Origin of the sequence: Methylocaldum sp. RMAD-M (assembly GCF_017832375.1) — a bacterium.
Taxonomy (GTDB): Bacteria; Pseudomonadota; Gammaproteobacteria; order Methylococcales; family Methylococcaceae; genus Methylocaldum.
Map to the genome: position 1 here is coordinate 75728 of NZ_JAFIBZ010000010.1, position 20099 is coordinate 95826.

At 60.4% G+C, this 20099-nt stretch carries 27 protein-coding genes; 22 read left to right on the top strand and 5 right to left on the bottom strand.

All coding sequences use genetic code 11. The features are described from left to right. Positions 1-31: 31 nt before the first annotated feature. Positions 32-625, bottom strand: a complete 594-nt coding sequence (locus tag JOD69_RS11965) for an MAPEG family protein (protein ID WP_086134033.1) — start codon at positions 623-625, stop codon at positions 32-34. 152 nt (positions 626-777) lie between these two features. After that, the gene (locus JOD69_RS11970) at positions 778-1215 is read right to left on the bottom strand and encodes a helix-turn-helix domain-containing protein (RefSeq protein ID WP_168183797.1); all 438 of its coding nucleotides are present in this window, start codon (positions 1213-1215) and stop codon (positions 778-780) included. 97 nt (positions 1216-1312) lie between these two features. On the opposite strand from JOD69_RS11970, the gene JOD69_RS11975 reads away from it, so the two are divergent. From JOD69_RS11975 to JOD69_RS12080, 22 genes are all read left to right on the top strand, one after another. After that, the gene (locus JOD69_RS11975) at positions 1313-1768 is read left to right on the top strand and encodes a hypothetical protein (RefSeq protein ID WP_205780664.1); all 456 of its coding nucleotides are present in this window, start codon (positions 1313-1315) and stop codon (positions 1766-1768) included. 30 nt (positions 1769-1798) lie between these two features. Next, positions 1799-2134, top strand: coding sequence for a TfoX/Sxy family protein (locus JOD69_RS11980; RefSeq protein ID WP_133718821.1), 336 nt, complete (start codon positions 1799-1801; stop codon positions 2132-2134). 43 nt (positions 2135-2177) lie between these two features. After that, positions 2178-3356 (top strand): methylated-DNA--[protein]-cysteine S-methyltransferase, encoded by a 1179-nt coding sequence (locus tag JOD69_RS11985; RefSeq protein WP_077728699.1) that lies wholly within the window; start codon positions 2178-2180, stop codon positions 3354-3356. 14 nt (positions 3357-3370) lie between these two features. Continuing rightward, complete coding sequence (locus JOD69_RS11990; RefSeq protein WP_205781038.1) at positions 3371-4003, top strand: glutathione S-transferase N-terminal domain-containing protein; 633 nt, start codon at positions 3371-3373, stop codon at positions 4001-4003. A 36-nt stretch (positions 4004-4039) separates the two neighbouring features. Then, complete coding sequence (locus JOD69_RS11995; protein ID WP_086134030.1) at positions 4040-4603, top strand: hypothetical protein; 564 nt, start codon at positions 4040-4042, stop codon at positions 4601-4603. A 281-nt stretch (positions 4604-4884) separates the two neighbouring features. Then, positions 4885-5229, top strand: a complete 345-nt coding sequence (locus tag JOD69_RS12000) for a YciI family protein (protein ID WP_077728697.1) — start codon at positions 4885-4887, stop codon at positions 5227-5229. Between the two features lie 48 nt (positions 5230-5277). Next, the gene (locus JOD69_RS12005; protein ID WP_077728696.1) at positions 5278-5658 is read left to right on the top strand and encodes a YciI family protein; all 381 of its coding nucleotides are present in this window, start codon (positions 5278-5280) and stop codon (positions 5656-5658) included. Between the two features lie 44 nt (positions 5659-5702). Beyond that, complete coding sequence (locus JOD69_RS12010) at positions 5703-6383, top strand: DUF899 domain-containing protein (protein ID WP_077728749.1); 681 nt, start codon at positions 5703-5705, stop codon at positions 6381-6383. 68 nt (positions 6384-6451) lie between these two features. Next, complete coding sequence (locus JOD69_RS12015) at positions 6452-6886, top strand: SgcJ/EcaC family oxidoreductase (RefSeq protein ID WP_086134029.1); 435 nt, start codon at positions 6452-6454, stop codon at positions 6884-6886. Between the two features lie 199 nt (positions 6887-7085). Then, entirely contained in the window at positions 7086-7532 is a 447-nt protein-coding gene (locus tag JOD69_RS12020) for a nuclear transport factor 2 family protein (protein ID WP_086134028.1), read from the top strand. An 85-nt stretch (positions 7533-7617) separates the two neighbouring features. Beyond that, complete coding sequence (locus tag JOD69_RS12025) at positions 7618-8076, top strand: SRPBCC family protein (protein ID WP_077728693.1); 459 nt, start codon at positions 7618-7620, stop codon at positions 8074-8076. Positions 8077-8111: 35 nt separating this feature from the next. Then, positions 8112-8528: a VOC family protein gene (locus JOD69_RS12030; RefSeq protein ID WP_086134027.1), complete on the top strand. Its 417-nt coding sequence runs from the start codon at positions 8112-8114 to the stop codon at positions 8526-8528. Between the two features lie 84 nt (positions 8529-8612). After that, the gene (locus tag JOD69_RS12035; protein ID WP_086134026.1) at positions 8613-9029 is read left to right on the top strand and encodes a YciI family protein; all 417 of its coding nucleotides are present in this window, start codon (positions 8613-8615) and stop codon (positions 9027-9029) included. Positions 9030-9097: 68 nt separating this feature from the next. Further along, entirely contained in the window at positions 9098-9625 is a 528-nt protein-coding gene (locus JOD69_RS12040; protein ID WP_086134025.1) for an SRPBCC family protein, read from the top strand. A gap of 70 nt (positions 9626-9695) precedes the next feature. Further along, positions 9696-10097 carry a YciI family protein gene (locus JOD69_RS12045; RefSeq protein ID WP_086134024.1) on the top strand — a complete coding sequence of 134 codons (402 nt, stop codon included), beginning with the start codon at positions 9696-9698 and terminating at the stop codon, positions 10095-10097. 87 nt (positions 10098-10184) lie between these two features. Continuing rightward, positions 10185-10478: an antibiotic biosynthesis monooxygenase gene (locus JOD69_RS12050; protein WP_086134023.1), complete on the top strand. Its 294-nt coding sequence runs from the start codon at positions 10185-10187 to the stop codon at positions 10476-10478. A 153-nt stretch (positions 10479-10631) separates the two neighbouring features. Next, complete coding sequence (locus tag JOD69_RS12055; RefSeq protein ID WP_077728687.1) at positions 10632-11267, top strand: DUF2239 family protein; 636 nt, start codon at positions 10632-10634, stop codon at positions 11265-11267. A gap of 147 nt (positions 11268-11414) precedes the next feature. After that, a complete protein-coding gene (locus tag JOD69_RS12060; RefSeq protein WP_086134022.1) occupies positions 11415-11885 on the top strand; it encodes a VOC family protein in 471 nt (156 codons plus the stop codon). 8 nt (positions 11886-11893) lie between these two features. Continuing rightward, on the top strand, positions 11894-13237 hold the full coding sequence (locus JOD69_RS12065; protein WP_086134021.1) for an RNA polymerase sigma factor: 1344 nt from the start codon (positions 11894-11896) through the stop codon (positions 13235-13237). 308 nt (positions 13238-13545) lie between these two features. Then, complete coding sequence (locus JOD69_RS12070; RefSeq protein WP_240506931.1) at positions 13546-13974, top strand: GFA family protein; 429 nt, start codon at positions 13546-13548, stop codon at positions 13972-13974. A gap of 59 nt (positions 13975-14033) precedes the next feature. Next, positions 14034-14465, top strand: a complete 432-nt coding sequence (locus JOD69_RS12075) for a GNAT family N-acetyltransferase (RefSeq protein ID WP_086134020.1) — start codon at positions 14034-14036, stop codon at positions 14463-14465. A gap of 259 nt (positions 14466-14724) precedes the next feature. After that, entirely contained in the window at positions 14725-15420 is a 696-nt protein-coding gene (locus JOD69_RS12080; RefSeq protein WP_077728683.1) for a hypothetical protein, read from the top strand. 172 nt (positions 15421-15592) lie between these two features. Here JOD69_RS12080 and JOD69_RS12085 read toward each other — a convergent pair whose 3' ends face one another. From JOD69_RS12085 to JOD69_RS12095, 3 genes are all read right to left on the bottom strand, one after another. Then, positions 15593-16825 carry an HlyD family efflux transporter periplasmic adaptor subunit gene (locus tag JOD69_RS12085; RefSeq protein ID WP_077728682.1) on the bottom strand — a complete coding sequence of 411 codons (1233 nt, stop codon included), beginning with the start codon at positions 16823-16825 and terminating at the stop codon, positions 15593-15595. Positions 16826-16933: 108 nt separating this feature from the next. After that, positions 16934-18433 carry an efflux transporter outer membrane subunit gene (locus JOD69_RS12090; protein ID WP_077728681.1) on the bottom strand — a complete coding sequence of 500 codons (1500 nt, stop codon included), beginning with the start codon at positions 18431-18433 and terminating at the stop codon, positions 16934-16936. Beyond that, on the bottom strand, positions 18430-20025 hold the full coding sequence (locus tag JOD69_RS12095; RefSeq protein WP_077728680.1) for a DHA2 family efflux MFS transporter permease subunit: 1596 nt from the start codon (positions 20023-20025) through the stop codon (positions 18430-18432). Before JOD69_RS12095 ends, JOD69_RS12090 begins: the two co-directional genes overlap by 4 nt. Positions 20026-20099: the final 74 nt, after the last annotated feature.

Sequence of the window (20099 nt, forward strand, 5' to 3'; positions counted from 1 at the left end):
GGCGCGTATTTCTACATCGTGCCCAGTTGGTTCATATGCTCTGTGCCGCAAATCGAGTCCAGATGACCGTAAGCGTGATGAACCCGGCAAAAAATGCGGCAAACCGGACCGGCACGTAATTAAAGCCGATATGGATAACCGCATGGGCATAGCGCGTTGCCACGAAAATCCAGGCCAAAGCAACCTGCACATTGTCGAACTTGCCAGTCGTCAACATGAACAAACAGACAACATAGAAAAGGACGGGGAGTTCCAGGAGGTTCATATACGCTCTGGCAGGACGTTCAATCCATTCGGCGGGCACTGGCGCAGTCGACGCATAAGTCCGGAAGTAACGCTCCGATGCCGTGCCACGGATGAATGCAAGGTTTCTGTATACGACCATCAGTACCGTCACCATGGCTGTAAGGCCGGCAAGCGCAACAACTGGCTTAATCAACATGCCGGGATTCAGGTGGACATCCGCAGTAGCGGGCGTCATCCGAATAGCCGCCACCAGCATCGCAACGAATAGTGCGACGATAATGCCGACCATAATGTATGTTCTAACCAGTGTATCCGTGGGGACTTTCTCAACTGTCCAATCAGTCTGAAGGTGTCCGTGCTGCTTGGAAGGGCTGGTCATAGTGTCTCTCCTTGCTGCGGGTCGGGATAGTTTCGGGGCGCATCGCTGCACGCTTCGAGGCGCCCCAAGCTTAAATACTTGTATTATGCAAGCGCTGTACTTTCGCACATGGCATTGCCTTTGCCAAGTGCCGGCTTGGCTCGGGAGACGGTTCAGGCCAAGTGCTCAGCTTCCCAGCGTTCCAGCTTCTCCAGAACTTTCCTGACAAATTCGTCGCGGTTCCCCTCCAACTGACCGGCGACGTCGGGCGGAATCTTGGCAGTGCCCACATGCTCATCGGACCATTTGACGATTTCGATCATGACATGGATCAGCGCCTTGCCGGATGGCGTCAGGTAGTACAGCTTGCGGGTCTTGCTTTCCGGGTGCGCGACGGATTTGATCAGGCCGGCCTGAACCAGGCGGCGAAGCCGGTCGGCCAGGATATTGGTGGAAATTCCTTCGAAGGAATTGAGGAGATCTTTGTATTCGTGCAGGTTGCGGAACATCAGGTCGCGGACGATCAAGAGCGTCCATCGATCACCGATAAGGTCCAGGGCATGGGCCAGCGGACAGGGCGAGCTGTCGCTATGGCATAACAGTTTGGGCAAGACAAATCTCCAGAACAACGCTTGCGTTACGCAAGCGTTTGCAGTAGTTTCTAAAATGCTTTTGATAAACAAGTATTTTAAGCTTTGGAGGAATTCCATGACGAAAAAGTTTCTGTTGGCCGTGCTGGCTTATGTCGCCCTCTCGTTCGCCATCGGCGCCCCCTGGCACTTCATTCTGTTCAAGGATGTGTACCACGAGTTGGGCATATACAACCGTGCGGAACCGATCATCCCCCTCGGTCTACTTTCGATGTTCGTCCAGGGCGCGATCATCGCCCTGCTGTACCCGTACTTCGGCTGCGAAAAGACGCCGATTCGCTCAGGGCTGGCTTTCGGCGGCCTCATGGGCTTGTTCCTGTTCAGCGTGTCGACCTTGGCGAACGCGGCGAAAATTCAGGTCTCTTCCATCGAACTCTGGCTGACGGTTCAGAGCACCTTTCACCTGATCCAATTCGCCGCCGCGGGGGCAGCTATCGGCTGGATATACGGCAGCGACTTCAAACATGCCGGTCGATCCCAAGCTCCGGTGCGAGCCGCCGGTACCGTCCGATAATGCTGAACCGGACTTTTGGAGGAACTGATCATGGCTTGCGATCCGGGCTTGTCGCAGCGCTTGGAGGAAATGCTCGCCGAGCGTGCCGGCTTCGAGGCCAAGAACATGTTCGGCGGCATCGGCTGGCTGCTGCACGGCAACATGTGTGTCGGCATTTATCGATCATGGCTGATCGTCCGGGTGGGCGAACATACGGCCCGCCGGCTTTTCGAGGAAACCCATGTCAAACCGATGGATATCACCGGAAAGCCCATGAAAGGCTGGGCCATGATCTCCGACGAAGGGCTGGCGGAAGATCGTCAACTTCAGCATTATGTCGACTTGGCTATCGAATTCGTTACCGGCCTGCCCCCAAAAAATCCGTGATGGTGATATGAACCGTCCGCATCGATCCGGAGGACCAATCCCCATGAAGCCGTCCGACTACTGCATCTTCGACACCCCGCTCGGTCCTTGCGGAATCGCCTGGCGCAACGGCTGGACCAAAGGCGCCCCGCCGGCAGTGACTTCGTTTCAGCTTCCCGACCACACGGCGCAAGCGACGGAAGCGAGGCTCGCACGGGAATCCGGCGCGCGCCCGGCTAGCGCTCCGCCGCCCGCGATCGCGGCCATTATCGAGCGAATTCGCAGGCACTTCGAGGGAGAGGCCGAGGATTTTCGGGACATCGATGTCGACCTCGACGGCGTGGGACCCTTTGCACGGGAAGTGTATGAAGCCGCTCGTGCCATTCCGGCCGGGCGAACCATGACATACGGCGAGATCGCGGAAGCCCTGGCGCGCCCCGGTGCGGCGAGGGCCGTCGGCCAGGCTCTGGGGAAAAACCCGATCCCCCTGATCATCCCCTGCCACCGGGTACTGGCGGCCGGCGGCAAGCCCGGCGGATTTTCGGCGCCGGGCGGACTGGCGACCAAATCCCGGATGCTGGCCGCCGAAGGAGTCGCTTGGGCTCTGCCGCCGACACTCAAGTCGGCACAAGATCTCCGGCGTGCGGCGGCGCGCCTTAAAGCCCTCGATCCCCGCCTGGTCGATTGCTTGTCCCGGCCCATCGCATTCAAGCCGAATGCCGAACACTCTCCCTATGCGGCGCTGCTAAGCGCGATCGTTTACCAACAACTGACGCCCAAGGCGGCAGCCACCATCCTGAACCGGGTGAAGGGACTTTATCCGGGGACGACGATTCCGGAACCCGGCGAACTCCTGAATACCCCCGACGAGGCTTTGCGGGAGGCGGGCCTGTCGAAAGCGAAAACCGCCGCGCTGAAGGATCTGGCGGCCAAGACTCTGGACGGTACCGTACCGACGGCAAGGGCCATCGTTGCGCTGCACGACGACGAGATCGTGCAACGGCTGATCTCGATTCGAGGCGTGGGGCGGTGGACGGTGGAGATGCTGCTCATCTTCAATCTTGGCCGGACGGACGTCTTTCCGGTCGACGACTACGCGCTCCGAAAAGGTATCGCGAGAGTCTACGGGATGCCGGAAGTCCCCTCCCCCAGCCAGCTCATTTCTCTGGGGGAGCGTTGGCGGCCCTATCGCACGGTGGCCTCGCTTTACCTCTGGAATGTCGTCAATGCCGAAGTCTTTTGAACGAGAGTAAACCTATGATGGATGGCAACCGCCAAGTCACCCTGTTTCATGCCCCCAATACCCGTTCTCTCGGCACCCTAACCCTGCTCGAGGAACTCGGCGCCGATTACCGGCTGCACGTGTTTAACCTGAAAACGGGCGAGCAGCGCAAGCCCGACTATCTCGCCATCAATCCCATGAGCAAGGTACCCGCCCTGCTGCATGGCGATGCCCTGGTCACCGAGCAGGTGGCAATCTTCATCTACCTCGCCGACCTCTATCCGGAGGCGGGACTCGCGCCCGCCGTCGGCGATCCCCTGCGAGGACCTTATCTACGCTGGCTGGTGTTCTACGGTTCCTGTTTCGAACCGGCCATGGTGGACAAAGGCTTGGAGCGTGAGGCCGCTCCGCGGTCGACCTCCCCGTACGGCGATTACGACACTATGTTAAAAACGCTGACCGATCAGCTCGCAAAGGGGCCTTACATTCTGGGCGAGAGGTTCACCGCCGCGGATGTGCTCTGGGGCATCGCCTTCGCCTGGAGTACAGCGTTCAAGCTCGTGCCGGAATCGCCGACGATCAAGACCTACATCGACCGCATCAATACCCGCCCAGCGGTGGCGCGAGCCAGAGCCAAGGATGCCGAGCTCGCCGCGGCTCAGGGTTAGGGCCTCTTTTCGCTTTTGTATCAAAGGGATCCATAAATGATTCGGCTTTCGTTGCAGAGGCGTGGCTTGATGCTTCTGTCGGCTGCCACCGTTCTTTTTTCTTCCGCTGCCCCTGCTCAGGAGAAAAATGAGAGCCCCAAGGAACCGGAGCTCAGTTATGAGACCTTCGACCAGCGCCCTGGCAGCGGCTGGCGCAAAATCGCCGATCAGGGAAAGTATCTGGAAGCCGCCAAGCTGATCGACCGGTACGAAAAAGAAGCCAAGGTCCTTGAGGAGTGGCAGCGCGTGAACCTGCGGTTCCATGCGGGTCAGCTCTATGCAGCGGCCGAAGAGAAAGACGAGGCGCTCGCGCGCTTTAGGGCCGCTTTGTACGAAAATGAACCGGCCGAGTCACCGATCCGGTGGAACGCTTATGTCCGGGCGACAATCGCCTTTCTGGAACGAAACCGCGAGAAACTGGCCGAACTCCGGGAAGAGATCGCCAAAGGGCCAAGACTTCAAGATGCCGTACCGAACCTCGACGTCGTCGATCGCTTGATCACATGCTTCGACGAGCCTTATTCGGTTGCATATGGCGGAAAAACAAAAGCGTGCAAGTGACCCATCCGCGAAAGCCGACGAAAGGATTCAGCGGGCACACGCTCGCTCATGCCCAACCTTGACCTCACGAAGCGAGTATCTGTACTCGGCTTACTTGTACGTTTGATATAGGGCGGTCCGGCGGCATCGCAGCGCTCTGCGCTGAAGCCACGGTCGCTTCTCTGCGTTTTCGGAAAGCGCCGGAAAAATTTTTCCCGATTTCACGATCAAGTGTCGAATCGGCGCCTCCCCAAACGACTATCCAGCGCCTACAGCCTTTTCATCACGATATGGAGGAAGCCATGAAATACCTGTGCCTGGTTTACAGCGAGGAAGAAAAGCTGCACAGCCTCCCCGAAAGTCCGAAAGATGCCGAATGCCTGGCCTACGCCAATTCGCTCCGCGAGAGCGGGCATCTGCTTGGCGGAGAACCCCTGGAATCGGTTCAGACCGCCACGACCGTACGGGTCCGCGGCGGCAAGGTGTCGGTCACCGATGGCCCATTTGCCGAAACGAAAGAACAACTGGCCGGGTTCTACCTGATCGATGCACGGGATCTCAACGAGGCTATCCAGATCGCCGCGAAGATCCCGCCGGCGCGCGTGGGCAGCATCGAGGTGCGTCCGATCCGGGAGTTGAAGCCGTAGGACGAATACGGTCCATCCCGCCCGTGAAATTCAACAAAAGAGAAAGCCATGAAATATCTGTGTCTGGCGTACGAAGCGGAAGAAAAACTTAACGCTTTGTCCGCAAGCGAGTGGGATGCCCTGCGGCGCGAGACGCTCGCCTATGTCGAGGAGCTTCGCGAAAGCGGCCACCTGATCGTCACTCACGCCCTCAAGAGCGTTCGAACCGCCGCGACGGTACGGGTTCGGAGCGGCGGACTATCGGTGACGGACGGTCCTTTCGCCGAAACCAAGGAGCAACTGGGCGGTTTCTTTCTGATCGAAGCCGCCGATCTGAACGAGGCGGTCCGGATCGCATCGAGGTGGCCGTCGGCGCGCCTTGGCAGCATCGAGGTCCGCCCCATCGAGCCAGTGCTGAACGTGGAAAGCCGCTACGGCGGAGCCCCGTGACGCTGCCCGACGCGAATACCATGCGATCGCAGAGAGAGGTCACCATGAATCACCCTATTTATCTACCGAAAATCGTATCCAAGGCCGAGTGGCTCGCCGCACGCGAGGAACTGCTCATCAAGGAAAAAGAACTCACCCGGGCGCGTGACGCGCTGAATGCCGAACGCCGCCGGCTGCCGATGGTGAAGATCGACAAGGCTTATGTCTTCGAAGGACCGGACGGCCAGTTGAATCTGCCCGATTTGTTCGAGGGCCGCCGCCAGCTCATCGTCTACCATTTCATGTTCGACCCAAATCGGGACGAGGGTTGCGTCGGCTGTTCATGGGTGGTCGACAGCATGGGCCACCCCGCCCATCTTCACGCCCGCGACACCTCGCGGGTCCTCGTCTCCCGCGCGCCGCTGGCCAAGATCGAGCCGTTCAGGAAACGCATGGGCTGGGACGTGCCCTGGTATTCCTCTTTCGGAAGCGACTTCAACCGGGACTTCGGCGTCACCACCGAGCAGGGCGAAACGTTCGGCGTGAGCGTCTTCCTCCGCGAGGGAGGAAACATCTTTCAAACCTACTTCACGGCCGGACGTGGCGCCGAGTACCTCGGCAGTCATTGGAGCTACCTCGACTTGACACCCTTCGGCCGGCAGGAGGATTGGGAAGACTCTCCGGACGGATGGCCGCAAACTCCACCGTATGGATGGTGGCGCCACCATGACAAATACGCTGGGTGAAAGGGAGCTCATGTACCCCCCACTTCGGTGAAGCCCGACTCAACCCATCCATCTACGGGAGAAAAGCCATGAAAACTGAAACGACCGAAACCGAGATCCGAAACCTGGTGAACAGCTGGCTGAAAGCCGTGCTGGACGGAAACATGGACGCAATCGTTTCCCACTACGCCCCGGACATCCTCGCATTCGATGCCGTATCGCAATTGCAATTCAAGGGCGTGGACGCGTACCGACAACACTGGGAAGCCTGCCTTGCCCTGTGTCCCGGCCCGATGATCTTCGAAATTCACGACCTGAGCATCGTGGCAGGCAATGACGTGGCGTTCTGCCATGCTCTCAACCGGTGCGGCGGAACGGGAGAAAACGGCGAGGAAAAAGTCGGATGGATGCGGATGACTGCCTGCTACCGCAGGCTGAACGGACAATGGAAGATCGTGCACGAGCATTTTTCGGCGCCCTTCGATATCGAGAGCGGCCGCGCCTTGCTCGACCTCACGCCGTAACACAGCCATGAGAAAACTGCTCCGGTCGACGGTAACGTCCCTGGACCGCTCCATGGCCGGGCCTAACGGGTGCTGGACTGGCATGCCGAGGGAGAGGACTTCGGTGATGTCGATTTCGAGGTTCTTCATTCGACCACCTAGCGGCAGTTGGGCGTTTTCCATCTGTTCGCCGAAAACCAACCTATAAGGATCCACCACCATGGCAACCGAAACCATCCAAGCCTACGACGAAGCCCAGATTAGACAGCTCATCGCCGATCAGATGGATGCCGTCTGCGCCAAGGACGTGGGCCGAATCATGTCCCGCTACGCGCCTGATGTCGTTTTCTACGATTGCAAACCTCCGTTCCAAACCAAAGGCGCAGAGGACTACCGCCGTATTTGGGAAGAGTGCTTGCCGTGCTTCCCGGACTCTTTCGCCATAGAAACGCGGGACCTCGACATCTTCGTAAGTGGAGACCTGGCGCTCGCCCACTGGCTGTTCCGCTTCACCGGGGAAGAAAAGGACCATCCGGCAATGCAAACCTGGATGCGGCTCACGGCCGGCTATGAGCGGAAAAAGGGCAGCTGGCGGATCGTGCACGAGCATTGCTCCCTCCCCTTCGATCCGCCTACCGGCAAAGCCGTATTCACGCTCGACCTTTAGCCCGATCCCATGACGACAGCCGCCCCGTTCGATCTTGGATGACGACTGTTTTTTTCATCGATCGATAAGAGGAGAAAAAATCCATATGACCGATTCCACCCCGACAAGCGCTGCCGACCGTGAAATTGTCAGCTCGCGAGTGTTCGATGTACCGCGCGAGCGCTTGTTGAAGGCGTGGCGCGATCCCGCCCAATTGGCCGCGTGGTGGGGGCCGAAGGGTTTTACCAACACTTTTCACGAATTCGACCTGCGGCCGGGCGGCGTCTGGCGTTTTGTCATGCACGGTCCCGACGGGGTCGATTATCCGAACGAGAGCGTCTTTCTCGAGGTCGTCGAGCCCGAGCGCATTGTGTTCCAGCATGTGTCAGGTCCGCGGTTTCAGATGACGGTCACCTTCACGGAGGAGGCCGGGGGAACCCGGCTCGAATGGCGGATGCTCTTCGAAAGCGCCGCGGAATGCGACAAGGTCCGGGCGGTGTGCGTCGAAGCGAACGAACAGAATTTCGACCGCCTTCAGGCACAACTGGCGAAGCTGACCCCGTAGGCGTCTTAATACCTCAACCGAGAAAAGGAGATACCATGCATATCCAACCCTATTTGTTCTTCGAAGGCCGCTGCGAGGAGGCGCTCGATTTCTACCGCCGCGCGCTCGGCGCCGAAGTAATGATGCTGATGCGTTTCAAGGAAAGCCCTGAGCCCCATCAGTGCCCGCTCCCGCCCGGAGCCGAGGAAAAAGTCATGCATTCGAGCTTCCGTATCGGCGAGAGTACGGTGCATGCTTCCGACGGTTTCTGCCAGGGGCAGCCGAACTTCCAGGGCATTTCGCTATCGCTCTCGGCGCCGAACGAAGCGGAGGCCGATCGCCTGTTCGCCGCGCTGGCCGAAGGCGGACAGGTGCAGATGCCGTTGGGCAAAACCTTCTTTTCGCCGTGCTTCGGCATGGTCACCGACCGTTTCGGCGTGGCGTGGATGATCATCGTAGAGAGTGCGGAATAGAGCCAACCCAGGAGCTCGGCTTCCGCCGGTCCAGGCCGTCCGGAAGCCGAGCTCCTCAATTGAAACTGAACAGGACAAACACCCATGCGATTCATGATCATCGTCAAAGCCACCAAAGACTCCGAGGCGGGCGTCATGCCGACCGAGGACCTCATTGCCGAGATGGCGGCATACCACGAGGAACTGGCAAAAGCCGGCACACTGATCGATGGCTCCGGGCTCCAGCCGAGCGCGAAGGGTTGGCGCATCGAGTACTCCGGCGAGAAGCGTTCGGTGGTGGACGGACCCTTTGCCGAAACCAAGGAGTTGATCGCCGGCTACACCATTATCCGGGTGAAATCCAAGGAAGAGGCGTTGGAATGGACCAAGCGCTTCCCTAATCCAGCCGGTGACGGCAGGGAAGGCGAGATCGAGGTCCGCCAGTTGTTCGAGCTGGACGACTTCGAACCGGGCGAGGCGATCGAACGCTGTCGCAAACTCGGGATCGGTACGGAGAACTAGCCGCGTATCGTCTCCCGCCGGGTCCCTGACAGTCCCTTCTTGCGTCCGACACCGCACTGGAAAAATCTATGTTCAAGAACATTGCCGTCGTAGCTACCCTTCTGATCGCCGCGGTCCTCATCTATGCCGCGACCAGACCCAACACTTTCCGCGTCCAGCGCTCGACCAGCATCAACGCGCCGCCGGAAAAAATCTTCATGCTTATTAATAACTTGCGCAAGATGAACGAGTGGTCGCCGTTCGAAAAAAAGGACCCGGCGATGAAACGGACTTATACCGGCGCGGCCGACGGCAAGGGCGCGGCGTACGAATGGGACGGCAACACGGATATCGGCCAGGGACGCCTCGAGATCACGGAGTCGTTTCCCCCCTCCAAGATCACCATGAAACTCGACTTCATCAAGCCTTTCGAAGCCCACAACATCGTCGAGTTCACGCTAGAACCGCAAGGCGACGTCACCCGGACCACCTGGTCCATGCAAGGCCCCAGCCCTTACATTTCAAAACTTCTAGGACTCTTCATCAGCATGGACAAGATGATCGGCAAGGACTTCGAGGCCGGCCTCGCCAGCTTGAAAGCCATCGCGGAAAAGTAAATGTTGCGCAGAGCCGCCGTCCCGGTCGCTTCATCGACGCGGCGGAGTAAGTTTTGAATAGGAAAACGTGATGAAGTACCTGTGTTTGATTTGTGCCGAAACGGTGATGGAGCAAATGCCCGAAGCCGATGCGGAGAAGCACCTGGAAGAGTACCGCGAGTTTACCGACGGTATCCGGAAAAGCGGCCACTTCGTCGGGTGCAATCGGCTGCTTCCGCCCGCTGCCGCGACCACGATCCGGGTGCGGAACGGCAAAGTCTCGGCGACCGATGGACCCTACGCGGAAACCAAGGAGCAGCTCGGCGGTTACTACGTCATCGAAGCCAAGGATATTGATGAGGCGATCGAGGTCGCCTCGAGGATTCCCGGGGCCAAGATCGGATGCGTCGAGATACGGCCCATCGCGGAGGATTCCAAGACGCTGAGCGCGCTTGGCTTTGTCGGGCTGACCACAGGAGACGGTACGGCGTGACGGACTCCCGCCAAGTTCGGCGCCGGTACCACGCCCCTAACGTCGATGGGCGGTGTGCGAGTTTCGTTGTATAGACAACATCAGAGGATGATCACGGTCATTTGGGATACTTGGCTGAAACCCGGTACGGAACAAGAAGGGCTCCGGCTGACGCGCCAAGTGTGGTCGGACATGCGAAGCTTCGACGGTTACATCTCGCATCAGATTTTCATCGATCAGGATGATCCGGGACATATCATCGCTCTCGCCAACTGGCGAAATCGGGCGGATGCGGACGCCGTCCGGGAAAAATACAAGGACTCCGAGATGATCCGCCAGTTCACCCCGCTCCTCGCCCGCCCCCGGGAACGATGGACGACTTGCGAAGATCAGGCGTCGTGAACAAAGCCGCCCCTGTACCAGACCGGCAACCGAGGTTGGATTGTCGGGCGGTCCAAGGCGAACACCCGTAAGCACGACTTTTACCCGTGTAATATTGACATTAGTTTTTACCCGGATAAAATTGACTTCGTTATTTTCAAACGAGGTCGCCTTATGAACACTAATCCACAACCGACATGGATCGCGTTTGCAGGAGCCAAACGCATCGCGCTGGGTCCGCCCCGTGACGTGGCCGCGAAGGTGAAGTCTTTCGTCGATACGGATAGCCAAGACATCGTCTTGATCTTCGACGCCGTCACCAGCGCGCCCGTAGAGCTGGACCTCCGCGGCTCCGTGTCCGCGGTTCTCGATCGGCTGTCGCACGCGCAGGGCAACCAGACCGAGCCGGTCGCGGACACCTCGGCGAGCGCACCGCGAACCGCCGGACGACCGAAGCTCGGTGTCACGGCCCGCGAAGTCACCTTGCTGCCCAGGCATTGGGAGTGGCTGACCTCCCAGCCCGGAGGCGCCTCCGTGGCGTTGCGAAAGCTCGTCGAACAGGCCATGCGCGCGAACAGACAGGACGATCAAGTCCGTCAGGCGCGAGAAGCCGCGTATCGATTCATGAATGCGATGGCCGGAAACGAGCCCGGCTTCGAAGAAGCCATACGGGCCTTGTTTGCCGGCGATCAAGACCGATTACATCAGGCTGTCGCGAAGTGGCCCGCCGACGTACGACAACATACGCTCACCTTGACGGAAACGGCTGCCGTTACGCGTCCCAAGCCTGAGACGGCGCCGGCGGATTGAGTTCGCCCGGCGTCGGCTCGCCACTTTCTAGGCGCGAGATATCCATCAAGCGATATAACAGGCGCTTGGAAACCGATGCCAGCGGTTCGCACGGAGCGCTGGGTCGCCCATGTCGTGAGTGATCTTTTACTTGGAAGGAGCAAGGAGATGACGGTTAAAGCGATCCCCGACGGATACCACAGCGTGACACCGTACCTGGGCATCAAGGGTGCGGCCGAGGCCATCGAATTTTACAAACGGGCATTCGGCGCTGTGGAGCTTTTTCGTCTGGTGGCGCCCGGCGGCGAAATCGGACACGCCGAGATCAGAATCGGCGACTCGACCGTCATGCTGGCCGATTCGTGCGAAGCGAGTCCGTTACGCAGCCCGCAAGCGCTGGGCGGCTCGTCGGTCGGTCTTCATGTGTACGTGGAAGACGTGGATACTCTGTTCACCCGCGCCGTCGACGCCGGAGCGAAAGCCGTCAGGCCGGTGCAAGACCAATTTTACGGCGACCGCACCGGCACGCTGGAAGATCCTTTTGGGCACGTCTGGTTTCTCGCGACCCGCAAGGAAGAGCTTACCCCAGAGGAAATCAATAGGCGTGCCGAGGCAATGTTCAAGCAAAGCGACGCCTAGAGCGACAGATGTCGTCGTCAAACGAGAACGCTGCAGAACGGGTGCGTGAGACGGTAGACGCCATCTACCGTTCCGATTCGCGCCGCGTGTTCGCTACCCTGGTGCGTTTGCTCGGCGACTTCGATCTCGCCGAAGAAGCGCTGCACGATGCCTTTCGGGCGGCGCTGGAGCAATGGCCGCAGGAAGGCATGCCAGCCAATCCGCGGGCTTGGCTGGTATCCACCGGCCGCTTCAAGGCCATCGACAACCTGCGCCGGCGTGCACGGTTCGTCGACTTGCCGCCGGATGCCGCCGAACGGCTCGGCACCGATGATTCGGAGGGACGGGACCCCGCGGATATCGGGAACGGCGGGGCATCGCTGATGGCGCTCGCCGAACGGGTAGCGGACGGGCTCGGCGATCCGGCGGCATGGGACGACGAGAGCGTCGAAGACGACCGGCTGCGGCTGATTTTCACCTGCTGCCATCCTGCCTTGTCGCCGGACGCGCAGGTCGCGCTCACGCTGCGCGAGGTGTGCGGCCTCACCACCGAAGAAATTGCTCGCGCTTTCCTCACCGCCCCGTCCACACTGGCTCAACGTATCGTGCGCGCCAAGGCGAAAATCCGCGACGCCCGCATTCCCTATCAGGTGCCGACACGCGAAGATCTGCCGGAGCGCTTGGACGCCGTGCTGCGTGTTGTTTATCTGGTGTTCAACGAGGGCTACTCCGCCTCGCTGGGCGGCTCGCTGACAAGACACGATCTCTCGGAGGAAGCGATCCGTCTCGGGCGGTTGCTGATCGAACTGCTGCCCGAACCCGAAGCGCAGGGGCTCCTGGCGCTGATGCTGCTGCACGAATCGCGCCGTGCCGCGCGCACCTCGCCCGGCGGCGAACTGATACTGCTGGACGAGCAGGACCGCGCGCTTTGGAACCGGGACCAGATTGCGCAAGGGCTGGCGCTGGTGGAACGGGCGCTGTCGTCGCGACGGTTCGGCCCGTACACGCTGCAGGCGGCGATCGCGGCCGTGCATGCCGAAGCGCCGAGCGCCGGCGAGACCGACTGGGCGCAGATCGTCGGGCTATATAACGTGCTGTTGCGAATCGAGCCGTCGCCGGTGGTGGAACTGAACCGCGCCGTGGCGGTGGCGATGTACGACGGGCCCGAGGCAGGCCTCACGCTCGTGGACGGCATTCTCGCCCGAGGCGATTTAGAGGACTACCACCTGGCGCATGCGGCTCGCGCCGACCTGTGCCGCCGGCTGGAACGAACGGCGGAAGCCCGCGCCGCTTACGAGCGGGCGCTTAGCCTGACACGGCAGGAACCGGAGCGGCGGTTTCTCGAACGGCGGCTGAACGAGCTTTTGGATTGAAACGGCCGGTACTTATGGAAGAACATCGCGAGTTGCGTAGGAATCGGAAAGTGCCCCTGGCCGTGCCATCATTCGCGTCCTCGATAGCCTCGCTAGGCTTCAATCGCCCCGAGCATTATCATGTTCCTCCGGATCGTTATTAATCAGGCCCGTAAATACCCTCCTGGTATTTCGGGCCGCCGCCCAGGCCGGTACACGCCCGGCCTGGGCTCACGCGGCTTGTCGCCGCGCCGGGGCATCCCTGCCCCGGATTAACCCGGCCTATATTTATAGGCTGGGTTAATAACACATGCCGCTTACAGTCGGTCATGACGGTCCACAATATCGGCATTCTTTTTCATGAGACGGAAACCATGCTCTACCGTGGTAGTTGCCATTGCGAAGCGGTCCAATTCGAGGTCGAGGCCCCCGAGCGCGTTGTCTGCCAGGACTGCAATTGCTCGATTTGCTCCAAGTCCGGCTTCCTGCACCTCATCGTCCCCAAATCGCAATTCAGGCTGATAAAGGGTGAGGAGAACCTCGTTGTCTACACCTTCAACACTGGCGTCGCCAAGCACCTGTTCTGCAAGACCTGCGGCATAAAGCCCTTCTATATCCCTAGATCGAACCCGGACGGCTACGACGTGAACGTCCGCTGCCTTAGTCCGAAGCCCAAGGAACTGGTCATCGAGCCCTTCGACGGCCAAAACTGGGAATCCCATGCGCACGCGCTGGCGCATCTCAGCCGGGATGCTTGATCGTCCGCGCCGGTAATGCCGAACGAAGCCGGAGCCGATTCTCCTCTGGGAGGCTGCTCATGAAGGTGCGCCCCGCGGCATCCTCGGATTGTGAACGGCTGATCCGCCTTTTCCGGCAACTGGGCTACGTTATCGACGTCGGCGAACTTCGGGCTAGACTCCTCGCCTATGACGGATCGGATTCTGATCTGGCGCTGGTGGGCGAAATCGGCGCGGAGGTGGTCGGAACGATCGTTCTGCACGTCGTTAGTCCGCTCCACGAAATCGGAAAATGGGGACGCATTTCCGCTCTCGTGGTCGACCAAAGCATGCGACGACGAGGCATAGGCGCCGAATTGCTGCGCGCAGCGGACGACTTCTTCATCGGGCGGGGATGCACCCGGGTCGAGTTGACCAGCAGCGACCTGCGCACAGACGCCCACCGCTTCTACATGGCGAACGGGTACGAAAACCGGTCGAAACACTTCGTAAAACATTATCCGAACGCCTGACCGGCGAGCCGCCCTAACGGGCATGAGCGTTTTTCGGCTCACGACGATGCTTCCGTTGGCGGACTCCATGTCTCTCGATCCCGCAAAAGCTCCGTCCCGCGCGGCAATATTCGGGATCAAGTCGGGCCGAGCGAGCCGATTCCGCCGCCTTCTACATTGTTAAATGACATTGAAGGCATCAGAGGCCGAATGCAGACTTCCGCAGTTACCGATGATCTCGGGATTGTGCACGACTCATGTCGAACAAGGAGGAAAGGGCATGCCAGCTTTCATCTTCAGCTCAACGCTTTGCCAATATCTACGGGTCTTATTGCCGCTAGCTTCCGCCTTGGCGGCCGAATCTGCCGAGGCGACGGTTTTTACCGTAGGCGGAAGCGGCGATAAAAGCACGGCTTGCACTCTGGCCGATGCCATTACGGCGGCGATATTCAATACCCGGACCGGCGGCTGTCCCGCGGGCTCCGAAGACGACACCATCGAACTCACCGGCGACGTCGTCCTGACGGAAGCATTGCCCGTGGTGGCGAGCGACTGCCGTTACTACCCGGATCCCTGTGTTCAAACGCGCATAACGATAGACGGCAACGGCCATTCGATTACACTCTCGGACGCCCCGAATACGCCCGTCTTCGATCTGCTATCGCTCCGTGTGGCATGCGGCGATGGCTTTTATTCGGTACCGCCCAGCGTCATGCTGTACAACGTAACGCTTCAACAGGGCAAAACCGGAATTTCTCCGATAAGCGATACCACGGGCTTGGAGTGTCCGCCAATGCTGGTTCTCACGAATACTCGCGTTTTCGGTAATCGCGGAGACGGCATTTCGGCGCGTTTTGCATCGATGCAGATCGCGAACAGCCCGATCGCCGACGATGGCGGCCGGGGCATCAAGGGCCATGGCGGCGGCATTGACCCCACCCGCCTTCGCGCCACCCTCGGTGAGCGGCACCGTTGAAACGGCCTGGAACACCATGAGTTACCGCTCCGATTATCCTGGAAACGGCAGTTGGGCGTGCTCGAGTGCACGTAGCGGCTTCACCCAAGCGGTGAAATCGGTAGGAGGGACGACGGTCAGAATCCATGAGGCGTTTCTACTCCATCCAAGCGGTCAACTGCCGTTTCTAGGATTATCTCCGCCGAGGCGGGGTTTGCGTGGCATGAAGCGGTGCGCCGGACCGGCTGCAGGAAGACTCCAAGGAATCGTCTTGCGGCACCACGTTGGCCGTGATGATTTCCTGCGCCCTGAGTTCCGCGGAGGCAAGCTCGTCTCTGAAAATATCGGTTTCATACGCCGGAGCGGTAACTTCCGCTAGCGAGGTGTCCAGCGGCCGGCCGGGTTCATCGATGTGGATGGACGTCACCGTGGACAATCCGGGGCGGATGGGCCGTTTCAGGATCTCGTCCTTGCGCAGGGCGATGCGCACCGGCACCCGCTGGACGATGTGGATGAAATTGCCGGTCGCATTGTCCGGCGGCAACAGGGCGAACACGCTGCCGGTGCCGGGCACCAGGCCTTCGACCGTGCCGTGATAGACACGGCGCCGTCCGTACAGATCGACGATCACCTCGGCCGACTGGCCGGGCCGCACTTTGCGCAGCTCGGTCTCCCGGAGGTTCGCCTCCACCCAGAGATGGTCCAGCGGCACCACCATGAGCAGCGGATCTCCGGGATGGACCCGATCCCCGACCTGAGCTTTGCGTTTCGCCACATAACCCGAAACGGGCGCCCGGATGCGCTGTCGGACGAAATCGAGGTAAGCGTTGACGAAGCGGTGCTTGGCGGCCTCCACTTCGGGGTGTTCGGTGCGACTGGTTCCCCCGACCCGCGCCTCGATGGACTGGAGTTCCGCGCCGACCTCCCGCAGTTCCGCTTCGAGGGCCGTCATCTGATCCTCGGCGTTTTGCAGGACTTGCTCCGAAACCGAACCGCTGGGAAACGCCTGACGGAAGCGAATGACGTCGTGGCGCACCCGTGCGAGCTGGGCCGAGCGCGCGTCCAGTTTCTGGCAGAGTTGCTGGCGCGTCGCGAACAGCGCGCCGATCCCGCGCACGGTCCGCCCCAGGTCACCCTCGCTTTGTCCCAGGGCGGCATGGGCGCGGTGTTCGTCGAGCCGGACCAGCAGGTCGCCCTTGTTCACGAACTGGGTTTCTTCGGCCAGGACCTGGGTGACGATGCCGGTCGCATCCGCTTCGACCGGAATCAGATTGCCGGCGACGAAGGCATTGTCGGTCTCGACCCGGAAACGGCCATGCACCCACCAGTAGATGGCCGCGGCCAGAGCGCACGCGAGCACGGCCAGCGCCACCAGCAAAAGACGACGGTTGCGCCGCGCGCGGATCGCCTTCGGATGAATCTTCATAGATGCCTGTTCGAGTTTTTGGAATTATTTTGAATCGAGTGGAAGAGACTGTCTTTGGGCTCGACAGAATAGCGCCTAGGCTTGGTCCATGTTTCGGCAGGAGCCCTCTCAATCTGAAATCGGTCGGAGGCGGGTGTCGTCGAGACCGTTGGCGTATCCGCCGCCCAATGCCTCGATAAGATCGGTCATGGCAACGAGCTGATCGGTTTCCAGGGTCTTGAGCGTGAATTCCTGATCCAGAACGGAATGCCGGCGCGCCAGCATCGTCCGGCGATCGTCCAGGCCGCTGCGAAGCCGCTCTTGAGCCAGATCGAGGGCTTCCCGCTGCGAAGCCAGCAGGCGGTTGTGCGCTTCGACGATGGCCCGGGTGTCGCGCCAACTGCTGAGACTGTCGGCGACTTCCTGCACCGCTTGCAGCAGGGTCTTGTTGTAGAGCTCCACGGCTTCGTCGTATTCCGCCCTTTGCACCGACAGCTGGCCGCGCAGCCGCCCGCCTTCGAAGATGGGGAGCCTGAGGCCAGGCGCGACGCCATAGGCGAAGCTGTTACCCGAAAAAAGGATATTGGCGAGGGAGCTCGCACCCTTGGTCATGCGAAGGGCGTTCAAGCCGACGAACGCGGTCAAATCGACCGTCGGGTAAAAACTGGCTCTGGCTACCTTGATCCGTTGCGCCGCCGCCTCGGCCCGGTGCAGTGCGGCAGCGAGGTCCGGACGGTGGGCGAGCAGTTCCAGCGGAAGCTTTGTGGGCAGCGGAATTTTTTCGGGCAGCGTCACGCTGCGATTAAACAGGTGCTGTGTCGCATCAGGACCGCGGCCGATCAAGCGGGCAAGCAAGTTCCGCTGCAAGTCCAGGTAGTCGCGGGTAATGGCTCGGCGCTTGCCGGTCGCTTCCAGCTCGGATTCGGCCTGTTTGACCGGATCCGCGGAGTCCAGCCCCAGCTCGTAACGCGTTTCGGCCAGTTGGAGCAAATTACGCCGCAATTCCACCATGTCATCAGCGAGATCGAGCTGCTGCCGCAGCGCGACCCCTCGGAAGTAACACCTCGCTATCGCGGCGGTCAATTGCAGCCTGACTTCGGCCTGTTCCGCGTCTTCGGCTGCCGCTTCGCCCAGAGCCGCCTCCAATGCCGCCCGATTTTTTCCCCAGAAATCGAATTCGTAGCGGAGGCTCAAGGGATTGATCAACGCCGAGACGGTATGCGCTCCCCTAAGGGCGACATTGAAGCTGTACTCGGAAAACCGCGCCGTTGCGACCTCCGCCTCCGCATCCAGGAACGGCAGCAGTCTCGCCCCCTCCACGCGGGCAAAGCCTTCCGCCTCGCGCAGCCGGGCGGCAGCCACCTTGAGACCTGGGTTATCCTTGAGCGCCATGTCCATCAGGTGGTTCAGCTCGGAGCTGCCGAACTGCCGCCACCAGCTCTCCTGTGGCCACGAATTCCGTACCCCCAGAAGCTCACCGTCGCGGGCTTCGGACAGTTTCTGGGTAATGCCCGGGGCGTCGGCAAATTCGGCACGCTGCCCGCCGGACGGAATCCAGGCGCAGCCTGCGATCAGAAACAGGACGCTAAGACCAGCAATCAGGCGACGATAGGCAGATCGGCGATTCATGGTTGCTCCATCAGTTCCTCGGCCTTGGTTTCCCTCAGGTCCTCCGCCGGACTCGGACGCAGCGGCCTGTGAGTGGGATGGGCCAGCCACACCAGCCCGGCCAGCCCGAGAAAGAGATATCCCGCCATCAAGAAGGCATCGTTGACCGCCAGAATGGCGGCCTGCTGTCTGATGAGGGCCAGAAGCTTGCCCTGTACGATGCCGGGATCGAGGCCGGCAGTCTCCAGACGCGACGAGAGCCGCGGCAGCAAGTCCAGCGACGGAAACCGGCGCCCCCCGAATTGATCGGCCAGATGAAGCTGATGAAAGGGGCTGCGCCGAAACAGCATGACGCCCTGCAAGGTAATGCCGAGCGCACCCGCGGCGATTCTCAGCGCTGCTGCCTCTTCCGCGGCGCGCATCATTTGGCTCGGCGTCAGCCCGTGAAGGGCGATGGCGGTCAGCGGCGTGAAGAACGAACCCAGAAAAAAGCCGAGGAGCAGCATGGGCCAAACGATCTGATCGAACGATCCCGGATCGTCGAAGAGCCCGATCCAGGACAGGGTGAACGCCAAGCCCAGCAGGTTGAGGCAGGCGAACACCCGCGCATCGACGCCCTTGATAAGCTCGTGCATGACGGCGATCGCCGGCGCCGCCAAAAAGATCATCACCAGGAACAAGAGGCCGGCAAGAAATGACGAGTATCCCAGCAGCAATTGGAGCTGGACGATGAACAGCGACAGCAGTCCCTGGATCGCCAAGAAACCTAGGACAAGGCAAATGATGCCAATCGTGAAGTTGCGATGGGTAAACAGCCGGATGTCCATCGCAGGGTGCCGCTCTCCCAGTTCCCAGATGACGAAACAAGGCAGCGCTACGACAACGGCGATCAGTACGCCGCGCAGAAAGGGCGAGTCGAACCAGTCGAAATCGTTGCCCATATTCAGAATGGTTTGCACGCCGCCGAAGATCAGAGCCAACAGGATAAAGCCGGCGAAATCGAAACGGGTGTAGCGCCGCTGGAATCCCCGCCCATAAAGTAATGAACCGGTTACGCCGGCAATGGCCAGGGCGACGGGGATGTTGAGATAAAACAGATAACGCCACCCGATTTCGTCGGCCAGCCAGCCGCCGATGGGAAATCCGATCGTAAACGGCATCAGGGTGAACAACCCCCATATCCCAAGCCCCACCGATTTGAGCCGAGCGGGATACTCTTTCAGCAACAGGGCTTGTCCGATTGGCAGCGTAACGCCGCCGGCAAAGCCGAGAACGATGCGCGCCGGCAGGAACAGCCGCAAAGTTTCGCTGATGGCGCAGAAATAAGAGGCCGCTGCATAGATCACAAAGGCCGTAGCGAACAAGCGGTAATCGCCGAAACGCCCGGACAGCCAGCGGGCGATGGGAAACGCCAAGGCCAGAGCGATCATGAAATCGGTCTGGGCCCAGGTGCCGAGGCTCGGCGATACTCCTCCCAGGTCGCCCGCGACATGCGGCATCAGCGCGATATAAGAGCCGGCGTTGAAAAGCACGACCATGTGCCCCAAGCCGAGCGCGATGTTGAACAGAGTGAAGCGCCAGCCGCGAAGGCGTCTGGGGAAGAAAACGGTCACCTAATCGACGCCTTGACCGCAGTCAGCCGGGCGGCGCAGCGGCCATCGGCCGGCGCCGCCTTTTCCAGAGGGCA